General features: G+C 68.4%; 13 protein-coding genes and 1 tRNA gene. 8 read left to right on the top strand and 6 right to left on the bottom strand.

Annotation, left to right across the window (positions count from 1 at the left end):
• The first annotated feature begins 26 nt into the window (after positions 1-26).
• From ACNI3Q_RS11555 to ACNI3Q_RS11540, 4 genes are all read left to right on the top strand, one after another.
• The gene (locus ACNI3Q_RS11555; RefSeq protein ID WP_426276835.1) at positions 27-1,205 is read left to right on the top strand and encodes a glycosyltransferase; all 1,179 of its coding nucleotides are present in this window, start codon (positions 27-29) and stop codon (positions 1,203-1,205) included.
• A gap of 60 nt (positions 1,206-1,265) precedes the next feature.
• The gene (locus ACNI3Q_RS11550) at positions 1,266-2,132 is read left to right on the top strand and encodes a MipA/OmpV family protein (RefSeq protein ID WP_426276833.1); all 867 of its coding nucleotides are present in this window, start codon (positions 1,266-1,268) and stop codon (positions 2,130-2,132) included.
• A gap of 130 nt (positions 2,133-2,262) precedes the next feature.
• On the top strand, positions 2,263-3,015 hold the full coding sequence (locus tag ACNI3Q_RS11545; RefSeq protein ID WP_426276831.1) for a ThuA domain-containing protein: 753 nt from the start codon (positions 2,263-2,265) through the stop codon (positions 3,013-3,015).
• Positions 3,016-3,031: 16 nt separating this feature from the next.
• On the top strand, positions 3,032-5,377 hold the full coding sequence (locus ACNI3Q_RS11540; protein ID WP_426276829.1) for a glycoside hydrolase family 95 protein: 2,346 nt from the start codon (positions 3,032-3,034) through the stop codon (positions 5,375-5,377).
• A 17-nt stretch (positions 5,378-5,394) separates the two neighbouring features.
• Here ACNI3Q_RS11540 and ACNI3Q_RS11535 read toward each other — a convergent pair.
• Positions 5,395-5,471, bottom strand: a tRNA-Pro gene (locus tag ACNI3Q_RS11535).
• Positions 5,472-5,621: 150 nt separating this feature from the next.
• On the opposite strand from ACNI3Q_RS11535, the gene yajC reads away from it, so the two are divergent.
• The 4 genes from yajC to ACNI3Q_RS11515 are packed head-to-tail and all read left to right on the top strand — an operon-like array spanning position 5,622 to position 8,963.
• Positions 5,622-5,963: a preprotein translocase subunit YajC gene (gene yajC, locus ACNI3Q_RS11530; RefSeq protein WP_260021582.1), complete on the top strand. Its 342-nt coding sequence runs from the start codon at positions 5,622-5,624 to the stop codon at positions 5,961-5,963.
• A gap of 4 nt (positions 5,964-5,967) precedes the next feature.
• A complete protein-coding gene (secD, locus tag ACNI3Q_RS11525; RefSeq protein ID WP_426276827.1) occupies positions 5,968-7,569 on the top strand; it encodes a protein translocase subunit SecD in 1,602 nt (533 codons plus the stop codon).
• Positions 7,570-7,579: 10 nt separating this feature from the next.
• On the top strand, positions 7,580-8,551 hold the full coding sequence (secF, locus tag ACNI3Q_RS11520; protein WP_426276825.1) for a protein translocase subunit SecF: 972 nt from the start codon (positions 7,580-7,582) through the stop codon (positions 8,549-8,551).
• Positions 8,552-8,585: 34 nt separating this feature from the next.
• The gene (locus tag ACNI3Q_RS11515) at positions 8,586-8,963 is read left to right on the top strand and encodes an Mth938-like domain-containing protein (RefSeq protein ID WP_426276823.1); all 378 of its coding nucleotides are present in this window, start codon (positions 8,586-8,588) and stop codon (positions 8,961-8,963) included.
• Between the two features lie 171 nt (positions 8,964-9,134).
• Here the strand turns inward: ACNI3Q_RS11515 and ACNI3Q_RS11510 are convergent, their stop codons facing one another.
• From ACNI3Q_RS11510 to ACNI3Q_RS11490, 5 genes are all read right to left on the bottom strand, one after another.
• A complete protein-coding gene (locus tag ACNI3Q_RS11510) occupies positions 9,135-10,028 on the bottom strand; it encodes an ROK family protein (protein ID WP_426276821.1) in 894 nt (297 codons plus the stop codon).
• 99 nt (positions 10,029-10,127) lie between these two features.
• A complete protein-coding gene (locus ACNI3Q_RS11505) occupies positions 10,128-11,717 on the bottom strand; it encodes a TolC family protein (protein WP_426276819.1) in 1,590 nt (529 codons plus the stop codon).
• On the bottom strand, positions 11,714-12,781 hold the full coding sequence (locus ACNI3Q_RS11500) for an efflux RND transporter periplasmic adaptor subunit (RefSeq protein WP_426276817.1): 1,068 nt from the start codon (positions 12,779-12,781) through the stop codon (positions 11,714-11,716). The genes ACNI3Q_RS11505 and ACNI3Q_RS11500 overlap by 4 nt, the downstream gene beginning before the upstream one ends.
• On the bottom strand, positions 12,765-14,462 hold the full coding sequence (locus ACNI3Q_RS11495) for an ABC transporter transmembrane domain-containing protein (protein ID WP_426276815.1): 1,698 nt from the start codon (positions 14,460-14,462) through the stop codon (positions 12,765-12,767). Before ACNI3Q_RS11495 ends, ACNI3Q_RS11500 begins: the two co-directional genes overlap by 17 nt.
• Positions 14,463-14,674: 212 nt before the next feature.
• Positions 14,675-15,550: a dienelactone hydrolase family protein gene (locus ACNI3Q_RS11490; RefSeq protein ID WP_426276813.1), complete on the bottom strand. Its 876-nt coding sequence runs from the start codon at positions 15,548-15,550 to the stop codon at positions 14,675-14,677.
• Between the last annotated feature and the right edge of the window lie 71 nt (positions 15,551-15,621).

Here is a 15,621-nt window from a genome sequence, read left to right as displayed (position 1 = left end):
ATCGCCCGCTGCTATCCCCGCCCACGATGCTGCGCGTCCTTACCCTTGCCACGCTGTTTCCCGATGCCGCGCGCCCCAATTTCGGCGTGTTCGTCGAACGCCAGACGCTGGGCCTTGCCGCACGCGACGGCGTGACGGTTCAGGTCGTCGCCCCGCGCGGCCTGCCGCCCTTTCCGCTGGATCGCATCGCCCCCTATCGCACCCTCGCCGCGCAGCCGGCGCGGGAACGGTGGAAGGACGTCACGGTCCACCGCCCGCGCTTCCTGAACCTGCCCGGCACGCATGGCCGCTGGCACGCCCCTATGCTGGTCCGCGCGCTGATCCCGCTGCTGACCCGCATCCGCCGCAACTTTCCGTTCGATGTGATCGACGCCGAATTCTTCTTTCCCGATGGCCCCGCCGCCTTGGCGCTCGGCCGGCATTTCGGCGTGCCCGTGTCGATCAAGGCGCGTGGGGCCGACATTCATCACTGGGGCACCGCGCCAGCGACGGCGGATCAGGTGATTGCCGCCGGACGCGCGGCGCATGGCCTGCTCGCCGTATCCGACGCCATGGCCGACGACATGGCCGCGCTCGGCATTCCCCGCCCGGCCGTGCACCGCACCGGCATCGACCGAGCCCTGTTCCACCCCCGCGACCGCACGAGCGCAAGGGCGGCGCTTGGCGTCCCTGGCCCGCTGGTGGTCAGCATCGGCGCGCTCATTCCGCGCAAGGGGCATGACCTGGTCATCGACGCGGTCGCCGCCCTGCCCGGCGTCACCCTGCTGATCGCGGGACAGGGACCGGAACAGGCAGCGCTTCAGGCGCGGATCGACGCTGCGGGCGCAAACGGCCGCATCCGGCTGCTCGGCCCGGTGCCCCATGCCGATCTTCCCCCGCTGATCGCCGCCGCCGATGTCATGGCGCTGGCCTCGGCATCGGAGGGGTTGGCCAATGCCTGGGTCGAGGCGCTTGCCTGTGGCACGCCGATCGTCATTCCCGATGCCGGCGGCGCGCGCGAGGTGGTGGACCGCCCCGCTGCGGGTCGCATCGTCGATCGCTCTGTCCCCGCCATTGCCGCGGGCATCGCCGCGCTGCTGGCCGATCCTCCCGCGACCGCCGATGTCGTCGCCGTCGCCGATCCGTTCAGCTGGGACAGAAACGCGGCCGAACTCCACGCGCACCTTGCCGCACTGGCCCGCAATGGCATAGGTCGCTTGACTTGAGTTTGCGCTCGGCAAAATGACGCCCGCGTAACAAGGTTGTTTTTTCGGGGAGAGTATCGCGTGCGAAACATTGCGGCTGCTGCGCTTGGACTAGCCCTCGCCACCCCCGCAATCGCGCAGGACGCTCCCGCCGCTCCGGTCGCGCCGCCCGCCGCGCAGCGCCCGGCCGGTCCGCCGCCCGGCGTTGGCGCCGATGGCTGGACCGTCTCGGTCGGCTTTGCCCCCGTCGTCTCGCCCGTGTGGCAGGGTTCGACCGATGCCGCCCTGTCCATCTTCCCCGATCTGCGCGTCAATTACCGGGACGAATTCTTTGCCTCCGTCCCCGACGGCATCGGCTGGAATGCCGTGCGCGAACAGGGCTGGCGCGCCGGCCCGCTGGTCAAGCTGCGCTTCGGCCGGGACGAACGCAATGGCGGCTCGCCCTTTCTGGTCAGCGGCGGCAGCGACGCCCTGCTTGGTCTGGGCAACATCCCCGCCGCGGGTGAGGCGGGCCTCTTCGTGGAAAAGCGGCTGGGCGCGCGCGAACAGGTGCGCCTGCGCACAGAGGTGCGTCAGGGCTTTGGCGGGCACGAGGCGCTGGTGATCGACCTGTCGGCCAGCCTTGGCGGCCGGGTGGGTCGCAACATCTGGTCGGTCGGCCCGCGCGCCACCCTGGCCGGGCGCGACTATGTACAGACCTATTTCGGCATCACCCCTGCCCAGTCGGCGGCCAGCGGCATTACCGCCTTTCGCGCCGATGGCGGGTTGGTCTCGGTCGGCCTTGGCGGCACGGTCATCCGCCCGCTGTCCCGCACCTATGTGGTGACCCTGTTCGGCGGGGTTGACCGGCTCAGCGGCGATGCGGGCGGCTCGACGCTGGTGCAGGAACGCGGCCAGCGGATGCAGCTTGTCCTGGGCCTCGGCCTCTCCCGCCGCTTCCGCCTCTGATCCCCTTTCGCCGGAATTGACGGCCCCTGATTTTCGGGGGTGGATCAACCGCCCGACCCCTTTATGGTAGCGATATCGAACGGCGCGGACAACCGATCCGGCGCTGACGGATCGAACGGAGGGGACGGGCATGGGCCGCTGGATCGCATTGCTGCTGGGCGCGCTGTTGCTGACCGGGGCGTCCGCGCCGCCGCCCCCGCCCGGCTTGCTGATCTTCACCCACAGCACCGGCTATCGCCACGCCTCGATCGAACCGGGCGCGGCCGCCATCGCCGCCCTTGCCCGGCAACGCGGCTATGCCGTCACCACCAGCGCGGATCCGGCCATCTTCGACCGGGTGGACACGCTGCGCGGCTTTGCCGCCATCGTCCTTCTCAGCACGACCACCAAGCCGGACGATCCGGCCAGCGAATGGTTCGTCGGCCCGCGTCGTGACGCGTTTCAGGCCTATGTGCGCGGCGGCGGCGGCGTGGTCGGCATCCATGCGGCGGCCGATTCCCATTATCACTGGCCCTGGTACGGTCAGATGATGGGCGGCTGGTTCGAAAGCCATCCGCGCGGCACCCCGACCGCCCGCCTGCACCGGCACGACACCCGCCACCCGGCCACCGCGCGCCTGCCCGACCGCTTCGACCGGGTGGACGAATGGTATTATTACAAGGATCGCGACCCCCGCTCGACCCTGCTGCTCACCTTCGACCCGGCCGGCACCGGCGGGGCGGGCGTCAATCCAAAGCCGATTGCATGGGCGCACCGGTTCGACGGCGGCCGGGTATTCTATACCGGGCTCGGCCACACGGCGGACGGCTGGACCGATCCGGTGATGACCGCGCACCTCGCCGGCGGAATTGACTGGGCTGCTGGCCGCGCGGGCCGGCGCTGATTTCATGGAAAAACGGATGCACAGCGGCGGGATTTCGCTCGACCGCCGGTCGGCGCTGGCAACCGGCCTTGCCGCCGGCCTCATCCCCGCCCTGCCCGCCGCGGCACAGGGCAGCAGCGCGCCGCCGCCCGATGCGCGCTGGAAACTCTGGTACCGCACGCCCGCCCGCCGCTGGGTGGAGGCGCTGCCCGTCGGCAATGGCCGGCTGGGCGCGATGGTCTATGGCGATCCCGCCCGTGAACGGCTGCAGCTCAATGAAGACACCCTCTGGGCGGGCGGTCCCTATGACCCGGTCAATCCCGAAGCCCGCGCCGCGATCCCACAGGTCCGCGCCCTGATCGCACAGGGTCGCTATGCCGAGGCGCAGGCCATGGCCAATCAGCGGCTGATGGCCCGCCCCCTGCGCCAGATGCAGTATCAGACGGCGGGCGAGCTGATCCTCGAACAGAAGGCCGAAGGCCCCGTCACCGATTATCGCCGCTGGCTCGATCTCGATGAAGCCGCTGTGACCGCCGAATGGACGGCGGGCGGCCGCGCGTTTCGCCGCACCGTCTTTGCCTCTGCACCCGATGGCGTGATCGTCCTGCGGCTTCAGGCGCTGGACGGCGGGGCGATCGACGTCACCCTTGGCCATCGCTCGCCGGGTGCACGGCGAACCGGCAATGCGCTTCGCCTCAGCGGCCGGAACAAGGCGGCGCAAGGCATTGACGGCGCGCTTCGCTGGACCGCAGAAACCCGGGTGCTCGAACCTGGCGCCGACATTTCCGGCGACGACGGGACGATGCGGGTTGCGGGACAGGGGGCGCTCACCCTGATCACCGCGATCCGCACCAGCTACCGCAACTGGCAGGATGTGTCCGCCGATCCCGACGCCCTCGTTGCCCGCGATCTCGATGCCGCCGCGCGCCATGATGCGGATGCGCTGCGCGCCCGTCACCGCGCCGATCATCAGCGGCTGTTCCGCGGCTTCGATCTTGATCTCGGCCCCGATCCCTTTCCGGCGATGCCGACGGACGAACGGATCCGCTATGCCCATGATGCGGGGGCCGACGACCGGTTCCTGCCCGCGCTCTACACCCAATATGGCCGCTATCTGCTGATCGCCTGTTCCCGCCCCGGGGGCCAGCCCGCCAATCTTCAGGGCCTGTGGAACGACAGCGACAGCCCGCCCTGGGGCAGCAAATACACGATCAACATCAATACGGAGATGAACTACTGGCCCGCCGAGCCGACCGGGCTTGGCGAATGTGTCGAACCGCTGATCGCGATGGTCGAGGATTTGGCGGCCAGCGGTCGCCGCACGGCACAGCAGATGTATGGCGCGCGCGGCTGGGTGGTGCATCACAACACCGATCTGTGGCGGGCCAGCGCGCCGATCGACGGCGCGTTCTGGGGCCTGTGGCCGACGGGCGGCGCATGGCTGGTCAAGCATCTGTGGGACCGGTGGGATTATTCCCGCGATCCGGCGATGCTCGCCCGCATCTATCCCCTGATGCGCGATTGCGGGCTGTTCTTCCTCGACACGCTGGTCCCGGCGGCGGATGGCTCGGGCCTCGTCACCTCGCCCTCCATCTCCCCCGAAAACGCGCATCATGATGGCGTCAGCATCTGCGAGGGGCCAGCGATGGACCGCCAGATCCTGCGCGAGCTGTTCGGCAATATCAGCGCCGCCGCAGCCCTGCTGAACCAGGATGCGGCCCTTGTACGCCAATTCGATGCCGCCCGCGCCCGCATCCCCGCCGACCGGGTGGGCAAGGCGGGCCAGCTTCAGGAATGGCTGGCCGACTGGGACATGGACGTGCCGGAAATCCAGCATCGCCACGTCTCGCACCTGTATGCCCTGTATCCCGGCCATGAAATCGGCCCGGAAAGCCCGGCCATGCTGGCCGCCGCGCGCCGCTCGCTCAGCATCCGGGGCGACGATGCGACCGGCTGGGGCATTGGCTGGCGCATCAATCTTTGGGCACGGGCGGGGGACGGGAATCGGGCCAACCTTGTCCTCAGGAAACTGCTCGGCCCGGAACGCAGCTATCCCAACCTGTTCGACGCGCATCCCCCGTTTCAGATCGACGGCAATCTGGGCGGCGCGGCGGGTGTCGTCGAAATGCTGGTCCGCGACCGGCCTCAGGGGACGACGCTGCTGCCCGCCCTGCCCCGCGGCTGGGCCGATGGCCGCATTTCCGGCGTGCGCCTTCGCGGCGGACTGACGCTGGACCTTGGCTGGCAGGGCGGCCAGGTGGCGGCGATTCGCATCACCGCCCGCACGCGCGTCACGCGCAGCCTCGCCTGGAACGACCAGCGCCGCGACATCGCCTTTGCCCCCGGCAAGCCGTGGCAATGGCGCATTGGCGCGGATGGATGATGCGTGCGGGGTGAAGTTGGTCGGGACGACAGGATTCGAACCTGCGACCCCCACACCCCCAGTGTGATGCGCTACCAGGCTGCGCTACGTCCCGACCGAGGGGGTGCCCCTATGCCGAACGGGGGCGCGATGCAAGGGGCCACGCGGCATAACGCCGGTTGCGCGTCGGTCGGGCGCGTGATAGCGCGCGCGGCTTGAAGCGGGCGGCCGGGGCCGTGCCGCGATGACAGGTTTCGTAACCACGATGTTCATTCCCTCCGCTTTCGCTCAGACCTCGGCCGGCGCTGCCGCTGGTGGCGGCACCATGGCCGGCATCATCTCGATGGCGCCGCTGCTCCTGATCTTCGTCGCCTTTTATTTCCTGATGATCCGCCCGCAGCAGCGGCAGATGAAGCAGCTGCGCGAAGCCGTGGCCGCGGTGAAAAAGGGCGATACCGTGGTCACCGCCGGCGGCCTTGTGGGCAAGGTGCTGCGGGTCGAGGACGCGCATGTCGAGCTGGAGCTTGGCCCGAACGTCAAGGTGCGCGCGGTCAAGGCGACGCTGGCCGAGGTTCAGCCGCTGGGCGGCAAGCCGGCGAACGACTGATCCCATGCTCGACTTCCCAAGCTGGAAGAAGTGGCTGACCTGGGCCACGGTCATCGTCTTTTCGCTGCTGGCGGTGCCCAGCCTGCTGCCCGAAAACATCCGTCAACAGGTGCCTGCATGGGTGCCGATGCCGGCGGTCAACCTGGGCCTCGACCTTGCGGGCGGCAGCTACATCCTGCTTGAGGCAAAGACCGAGGATGTGGCCACCAACCGCCTCGAATCGATGCGCGATCAGGTTCAGACCTCGCTTGGCAAGGCGCCGCGCATCGGCGTCGGCGACATTTCCGTCCGCGACGGCCGGGTCAGCTTCCTGCTGCGCGACGCAAGCCAGGTCGATGCCGCGCGCCAGCGGCTGCTGGACGACGGCCTGATCGGCAGCGGCGCGGGCCTGACCGGCCAGCGCGAATGGGACCTCAACGTCGTCGACACGCAGCGGTTCGTCATCACCCCCACCAGCGCGGGCGAGGCTCAGGCGGTGGAACGCGCGATGCAGGACGCGACCGAAGTCGTACGCCGCCGCATCGACGAACTCGGCACCCGCGAACCCACGATCATCCGTCAGGGTGCGAACCGCATCGTGGTGCAGGTCCCCGGCCTTCAGAATCCGGAGGAGCTGAAATCGCTGCTCGGCCGCACCGCGCGGCTTGAATTCAAGATGGTGGACGAAAACGCCGATCCCGCGCTGGTGGCGCAGGGCCGCGCCCCCGTCGGCAGTGAAATCCTGCCCTATCCCGCCTTTCAGCAGCGGATCGCGCTCAAGCGGCAGACGATCATTTCCGGCGAACAGCTGACCGACGCGCGTCAGGAATTCAGCCCCGAATCCGGTGCGCCGATCGTCACCATGCGCTTCGACACCACCGGCGGCCGCGCCTTTGCGCGCACCACTGCCCAGAATGTCGGCAAGCGGTTTGCGATCATCGTCGACGATGTCGTCATCTCGGCCCCCTCGATCCGCAGCGAGATTCTGGGCGGCAGCGCGCTGATCGAGGGGGGCTTCACCACCGAAAGCGCCAATCAGCTTGCCATCGCCCTGCGTTCGGGAAAGCTGCCCGTTGACCTGACCGTGATCGAGGAATCGACGATCAGCCCGGAACTGGGTGCCGATTCGATCCGCTCCGGCGTGATCGCGGGCATTGTCGGCACGGGCGCGGTCGTGATCCTGATGCTGGTCGCGTATCTGCGCTTTGGCGTCTATGCCAATATCGCGCTGGTCGTGAACGTCCTGATGATCATCGGCATCATGGCGATCTTCAACGCGACGCTGACCCTGCCCGGCATCGCCGGTTTCGTGCTGACCATCGGCGCGGCGGTGGACGCCAACGTGCTGATCAACGAACGCATCCGCGAGGAACAGCGGCGCGGCCGCACCGTCATCGCCTCGGTCGAGTTCGGGTACAAGGAGGCAAGCCGCGCCATCTTTGACGCGAACGTCACCAACGTGATCGCCGCGATCATCATGTTCGTGTTCGGCGCCGGCCCGGTGCGCGGCTTTGCCGTGGTGCTGACCATCGGCATCGTCACCTCCGTCTTTACCGCCGTCACCTTCACGCGCCTGATGGTCGCTGAATGGCTGAAGAAGAACCGGCCGAAACAGCTTGTGATCTGAGGAACCGGTCATGCGTCCCCTGAAACTCGTCCCCGACACGGTGAACATCGACTGGCTGCGCTGGCGTCATATCGCCGGCGTGATCAGCATCGCGATGGTCATCGCCTCGATCGCCATGCTGACGGTGCGCGGCCTCAATTTCGGCATCGACTTCGTCGGCGGCCAGACGGTGCGCGTCACCTTTGCCCAGAATGTCCAGATCGACGAGCTGCGCGAACGCGTCGACTCGCTCGGCCTTGGCGATTCCACCATTCAGCAGTTCGGGTCGGACCGCGACATCGCGATCCGCCTGCCGGTGCCCAGGGGCGGCGACGATGCCGCCAGCGCCAGCGCCGCGCGCGTCCGCCAGCTGATTTCCACCAACTATCCCGGCGCAAAGATCGGCTCGGTCGAAGCGGTGTCGGGCAAGGTGTCGGGCGAATTGTTCACCAAGGGCGCACTGGCCCTCGGCCTCGCGATGATCGCCATCGCCATCTATATCTGGGTGCGGTTCGAATGGCAGTTCGGCGTCGGCGCGCTCTTGGCGCTGGCCCAGGACATGATCGTCACCCTGGGCTTCTTTGCCGCGACCCAGCTTGAGTTCAACCTCAACACCATCGCCGCCCTGCTGACGATCATCGGCTATTCGCTGAATGACAAGATCGTGATCTTTGACCGCGTCCGCGAAAATCTGCGCAAATATCGCAAGATGGAAATCGTCCCGCTGCTCAATCTGTCGATCAACGAAACGCTGGCCCGCACGGTGATGACGTCGATGACGCTGATCCTGGCGCTGTCGGCGCTGGTGTTCATCGGGCCGGACGTGATCTTCGGTTTCTCGGTCGCCATGTGGCTGGGCATCGTGATCGGCACCTGGTCGTCGATGTTCGTCGGCAACGGCATCCTCATCCAGTTCAAGGTCGGTCCGGAGAGCTTCAACAAGAAAGCGACCGCCGGACCCGCCGGTGCCGAACGGATCGGCGGCGACGGCGCTCAGGTCTGACGCCGCGCCGCGCTGAACAGGGGGCATCGGCCCGATGGTCAATCTCACCCGCGATCAACGCGGCACCGGGCCGCTGATCTCCGGCATTGTCGGGCGCGGCTTTCGCGTCGATGGCGGCGTCTATGAAGGGCTGGCGATAACCCCGGAACGCGCCGATGGCTGGTCGCCGCCGCCGCTGGACGCGCTTGGCATTGACGCCCTCGCCCCGCTGCTGACTCTTAATCCGCAGCCTGAGTTCGTCATCATCGGCACGGGCAGCACGATGCAGCGCCCGCCCGCCGCGCTGATCACGGCGCTGGATGCGCGCGGCATCGGGCTTGAATTCATGGACAGCCGAGCCGCCGCCCGCGCCTGGGGCGTGCTGCGGGCCGAACTGCGCTGGGTCGCGGCCGCGCTCTACCCGCTGGATTAGTGCGCAGCTGGATTGGGGCACTGTTCGTTCACCCCCCGATCCGCAACCATCCCCCCCGCTCATCCAGAGCCTGTCGAAGGATGATCGCCCAAACGCCGAACGGCCGGGTACGTCCTGCGACAGGCCCAGGACGAGCGAGCGCCCGGAAGCACATCCGGCGCCCGCGCTGCCTCAGCCCTCGGCCAGCGCGCTCAGCCCCATCGCAATCGGCCCCAGCGGCCCCGCCTGCCCGCCCAGCGCCGGCACGACGATATAGGGCTGGTCATCCGGGATGGGGACATAACCGTTGATGCTCTGACGCAGCATCGGCTCGATCCGGGGCAGCAATTGCGGCTGCCGGCCGAACACGCCGCCGCCGATGGCGATGCGGCGCGGCCCGGCGGTCACGACCAGCGCATGGCACAGACAGGTGACGGCATGGGCCACCCGGTCCCACAGCGGATCGTCGGGGGCCAGCGACGCCATGTCGCGCCCGGCCATCGCCCGCGCCAGCCCGCCGCCGCCGGCCATCCCCTCGACGCAATCGTCGTGAAAGGGGCAGCCGCTCGGCATCGTATCCCCGGCCAGGCGCGGCACCCGCAAATGCCCCAGCTCGCAATGGCCAAGCCCGCGCGTCGGCCGCCCGTTGACGATCAGGCCGACGCCAACCCCCGTGCCGACGGTGATATAGGCGAAATCGTCCATCCCCCGCCCCGCGCCCCAGCGCATTTCGGCCATCGCCGCGCCGTTCACATCGGTGTCGAACGCCACCGGCACCTGCGCCACTGCGGCCAGCGGGCGCAACAGGTCGGTCATCGGCCAGCCGGGCTTGGGCGTCTGGGTGATATAGCCATAAGTGGGCGATGACGGGTTCAGGTCGATCGGCCCGAAACTCGCCACGCCCAGCGCGGCATAGGGGGACTGTGCCGCCCATTCGGCCAGGATCGCGGTCAACGCAGCCAGCGTCGTCTCCGGCGCCTCGGTCGGCACCTCGCGCTGGTCCAACACCCCGTCCGGTCCGGTGGCCAGCGTGCAGATGCACTTGGTCCCGCCCAGCTCGATCCCCGCCACTCTCGTTGCCGTCATGCGCGCTCCGCCCGTTGAACGCGCACCCGATGCGCTGGCGATGCGGGGTCGTCAACCGGCCCGTGCGGCACTGCCCCGAAAATCCCGGTCAGGCGGGGCTCACAGGCCTAGCTGATCCCGGTCCACCGTCGCCGCGACCAGCTCGGCCCGCGCCGCCGACCGGGCATATTGCGCATCCAGCCGGCGCAGCTGCGCGTCCGCTGCCGCTTCCTCGCGCAGATTGACCAGGATGAAATCGCTGACGCCCAGCGTGAACCGCCGCCGCTCCGCCTCGGCCATGCGCGTTGCCAGCGCCGCCTCGTCAGCCGCCAGCCCGGCCAGCTTTTCCGCCGCCTGCACCTGAATGGCCAGCCCGTTGACCTCGACCAGGATCTGGTCCTCGATCAACTGGCGGCGACGGCGCAGCGCATCGGCCTCGGCCTGTGCCTCGGCAATCCGCCCGCGCGCGGCCCGCCGTTCCAGCGGCAGCGAGAATTTGACGCCGACAATCGCCTCGGTCGGCGTTTTGGTATCGCCGCCCAGCCCGACCGGGCCGACATCCTTGGACAATTCGCCCTTCAGGTCGAGGCGCGGCCGCATGTCGTTTTCGGCCAGCCGGCGGCGCTGCTCATTCTGGTCCAGCCGCACCAGGATCGCGTCCAGATCGGGCCGCTCCACCCGCCGGCCCAGATCGCGGGTCAGCGGCGGCAGGTCGAATGCCGGAAATTCGCGCGGCAATTGTTCGGCCAGCGGCACCATCGGCTCGCCATTGGCATCGCGCAGGAAAAAGGACAGGGCATTGGCCGCCGCCTCAAGCTGCTGTTGCGACCGGACCAGCAATGACTGGCGACGGACGATGTTCTGGCGGTTTTCCGTGCCCAGAATGTCGGGCCGCGCGCCCAGCTGGATCTGCCGCTCGATCGACTGCTGCCGCTCACTCGCCAGGGTCAGCAGATCGCGATAAACCGCAACGCGCTGTCCCGCCGCCACCCAGTCCTGATAGGCGGCGATGGCCCGGCGCTGCACGCCGATCGCCACCATCTCGCGGTCCAGCCGGGCCAGGTCGATGTCGCGGTCGGCCAGGCCGACGCCGGTGCGCCGCGCATCGATCCACCGGTCCCGCATCAGCGAAAACACCGCGCCCACCTTCACCTCGCCCAGCCGGTTGGTGAAGCGGTCGCCATAATATTCGGGAAAATCCCCGCGCGACACGCGATAGGCGCCGTACACCGCACCGCCATTGGTCTGCAGCGGGCGCGTTACCTGCCCTTCGACATAGCTGCCGTCATAATAGCCCAGCAGGCGCGAACTGGCATCGCCTTCGAACAACAGGTCGAACGCACCGCGCGCGGACAACGCCTTGCCATCCGCCGCCCGTTCCTTGGCCATCGCCTCCAAGATGGCGGGCGCATGGGTCGCCGATGATCGCAGCACCGCGTCCAGCGACAGCACGCCCGTCCGGGTGGCAGAGTCAACCTGGACGGCCGCACCCCCCTGCTCGTTCCGGGTTGGGCGAAGATCGCTGCCCGGCATGGCCATCTGCGACGATGCTTCGACAGGCTCAGCATGAGCGGGCTGGCGGGTTGACGATCCGACCCCGCCACCCCCCTCGCTGGTCCTGAGCCTGTCGAAGGACGCAGCCATTTCCTGCGCCCACACGGCACCCGGCGTCAGCGCCAGCAGTGTCGCGACCAGCGCGCCGCGCTTCATTTCTTCTTCTCCACCGGGCCGGACGTCATGCCGCCCGCCTTGCTCTCGCCCTCGATGGCGGGGCGGCGGAACTCGAGCGGGAAATCGTTCAGCTGACGCCACAGCTCATAGCCCAGCGACACCGTCTCCATCTGGATCCAGCCGCGCGCCTTCGCGCCCAGCCGCACGAAATCGTCGTCGGGCCATGCGGGCTTGCCCGGCATCGGTTCCACCAGCACGCGGAACAGGCCGTTGATCTGCGCCGACGGGTCGACCGATCGGACGCGTCCGTCGAACATCCCCTGCGCGATCGACGGCCATCCGCTGAACTGGATCGCGGGCCACCCCTCGAACGCCAGCCGCACCGGACGGCCGGGCCGGATCAGCGCCACGTCGCGCCCGTCCACCATCAGCTCGACGACCCGCTCCGGCGCCTCCGGTGCCAACGTCGCCAGCGGATCGCCGGGGCTGACCAACGTCGCGCCGGCGGCCGCATTGATCGACTGGATGCGCCCGTCGCGCGGCGCCCGCACCAGCTGCGCCGACTGCCGGTTCAGCGTCACGTCCACCCGGCTCAGCTTCGCGCGCGATTCCGCCAGCTTGGCCCGGTGATCCGCCACCTTGATCTGGGTCGCTTCATAATCGCGCCGCGCGGCCAGCCCCTCGCTGAACAGCTGGCGCGACCGGTTCACGTCCAGCTGCGCCACCGCCATCGCCTGTTCCGCCGCCGCGATCTCGGCCAGCACCTGCGCGCGCTCTGCGGCCAGCCGGGCCAGCAGGTCGGGGTCATTGTCCTCGATCCGCGCAATCGGGTCGCCGCGCTTCACCCGCTGGCCGTCCTGAACGTACCAGCGTTCGACCCGGCCGGGGACCAGCGCAGTCACCTCCTGCAACCGGTCATCGGGGTTCAGCGCGCCGATCTGGCCCGATCCCGCACTGGTCTGCACCCATGGCACGGTGAACAGCGCGACGGTGACGATGGTGATGCCGATCACGATCATCCATGCCAGCGCCCGGGTCGCGCGCGGCGGTCGGATCTGCTCCAGCGTCCGGAAATGCACGATATGTTCAGGCCGAAAGGGCATGGTTGCCTCCCTCACCACGCGCCAGCGCGATCAGCTCGCCCTCGCCCTCGCAATGCAGCTGTTCGCGCCGCCCGATCCACAAATGCCCGTCGCGGGCCAGCCCCTCGGGCCGCCGGGTGAACTGCAGCACCGTCGTCTGCGATTCCCGCATCCGGGCCAGCGCCGCATCCACCCGCGCCGGCGGCAACAGGTCGAGCAGCGGCGACAGCATCAGCACGCGCGGCCGCGCCAGCAGCGCCGCGGCCAGCTTCAGCGCCATCGTCTCGCCCACCGACAACGGCCATCCCGAACTGGACAGATGCGTGTCCAGCCCCTGAGGCAGTGCGCCGATCCGTTCGATCAGGCCAACGATATCCAGCGCCTCCATCATGCCCATCGCATCCTCCGCCGATGACAGGGTCAGGTAGTTGCGGATCGACATTTCCACGATGGTCGGCCGGTCCAGCACGCGGATGTCCGCGCGCAGGCGATACATGTCGAACGATGCGATATCCGCGCCGCCGACGGTCACGATGCCGCGCTCCGCCGTCTCGTGCCGGCGCAGCAGGAACGCGATGGTCCGGTCCAGCCCCGGCGGCGTCGCCACCGCCAGCTGCTTGCCCGCCGCCACCTCGAAATCCAGCGTCACGCCGTGATGCTGCACGCCCCGAAAGCGGATTGATCCATCGGCCGGGCCGCGCCCGTTGCCGCGCTGTTCCGGCTCCTGCGGAATGGCCCAGAACAGCGCCAGCTCCTCCAGCCCGGCGGCCAGTTCGTACAGCGACTCCAGGTAAAAGCCGAGCTGCGCGATGCCATAGAACACGCCCGACAGGATCAGTTCGGCCGCCACCAGCTGACCGATCGACAGCTGGTTCTGGATGATCAGCCATCCGCCCAGCGCCAGCAGCGCCGCACTGGCCGCGGCCCAGGTGAACAACAGGCACAGGGTCTGCACAAAGCTGTACCGGAAATGCTGCTTGTGCGCATCGACATAGGCCGCGGTCACCGCCTCCGACTTGTCCATGGCGAACGCCAGGTGCCGGCTCGACTTGTAGAACCCGTTCGATCCGCCGACGCTTTCCAGCCAGTGCGCCGCACTGTGCTTGGCGTGGCTCTTGCCCACCGCCGTGCGGATCGCGCCCGATGCCCAGATCTGCCAGATCAGGAACAGGACCAGCACCAGCACCATGTTGAACGCCAGAAAGAACGGGTGATAGAAACTGGTGACGATCAGGCCCACGGCCCCCTGCAGCACGATGGTGAACCCGCCGATCAACAGGCTGGGCATCGCCTTTTGCACGGTCATCATGTCGAAGAACCGGTTGAACAGGTCGCCGCGCCGCTCATCCCCGAAAAACGGGTTCTGGGCGTGCACCGCGCGCAGCGTGATTTCCGCCGTGATCCGCGCGAACAGCCGCCGCTCGAACAATGCCATCAGATGCACCCGGAACGCCATCAGCACGCCCGCGATCAGCAGCAGCAGGAACAGCATGGCCGACAGGGTGAACAGCGGCGCGGGCAGCGCGATGTTCGCCACCGAATTGATCAGCAGCTGCACCGAAATCGGCGTCGCCAGCGACAGAAGAGAGATCGCGATGCCATAAACCAGCGCCAGCCGCACGAACCCGCCGTCCGGTGTCATCACCAAACTGATCCAGCCCAGAAAGGCGCGCACACCGACGCGTTGACCCTGATCCGCCATTCCTGTCCCCGAAAAATTGTGCAGCTGCGTAATCGTGAGTCTAGGGCATTGATACAAGCATGGACTGTCTATCATAGTGATAGAAAATTCCTATGGAACTGTACCACACTCTCCGGTGACGCGCCATTGCGGCGATGCACGCGTAACGAACCGATGCCGGGGGCACGGCGCTTGCCGCCGCCCCGGCCCGTTCCTGTCGGCGCGCGGCTTGGTTACAGCGCCTTGAACAGGCCGCTCATCACGGCCCAGGCGCGCTCGGCCTCTGTCTGATTATAGGCCGCGCTGTCGATCACGGTCCAGCCATGGTCGGCGGCATAGACCTCGACCGTCGCGGGACGGCCGGCAGCATCGGCTGCGGCCTTGAACTCTGTCTTGTCGCCCGGTGCCTTGGCATCGTCATTCTGCGCGACGGCGATGTGATAGCTGGCGTCGGTCTTGCTCAGGATCTTGTGCGGGCTCATCGGCGTATCCGCGCGGACCAGCCCCCCGCCGTGCAGCGATACCGCCGCCTTCACCCGGCCCGGCTGTGCAGCGGCGGTGAACACGGTGAACGGCCCGCCCATGCAATAGCCATGGCTGCCGATGCCGCGCCGCGTGTCGACCGATGGCTGCTTGTCCAGCCACGCGATCGCCGCATTGGCATCGCGCATCACCGCCTCCGGCGTCAGCTTCGCGCGCCACGGGCCGACTTTCTGAAAGCCGCCACCGGCTGCAAAACCGGCAAAATCCTTGAACGCGTCGCTCGGCACGTCGCGGTAATAGGGGTTGATGACCAGCACGGCATGACCTTGCGCCGCCAGCCGCCGCGCCATCACGCGGAACGCCTCGCGCACGCCGGCAATGTCGGGCCAGGTGATGACGGCCGCGTGCCGCCCCGATGCCGGGCGGACGAAAAACGCATCCAGCGTGCCGTCGGCGGTGGGAAAGGAAACCATGCCCTCGCTCAAACCGCCCGCCTGCGCCGCACCGGCCTCGCCCGCGACGGGGGCACAGGCCGCAATCGCCGCCCCCGCGCCCAGCGCCGCGAACTGCCGCCGGTTCATTGCCCAGTCGAACGGCCCCTGCGCCGCCATGTCCCGATCACACATCGTCACTCGCTCCCGAAACCAGCCCCGCCGCCGCGCAAGGGGGATACGCTGCAAACCCCGCCCCGGCAACA

Origin of the sequence: Sphingomonas eleionomae, assembly GCF_049889035.1 — a bacterium.
Taxonomy (GTDB): domain Bacteria; phylum Pseudomonadota; class Alphaproteobacteria; order Sphingomonadales; family Sphingomonadaceae; genus Sphingomonas.
The sequence above is the reverse complement of the archived record's forward strand: the minus strand, read 5'-3'. Positions and strand labels throughout refer to the sequence as shown.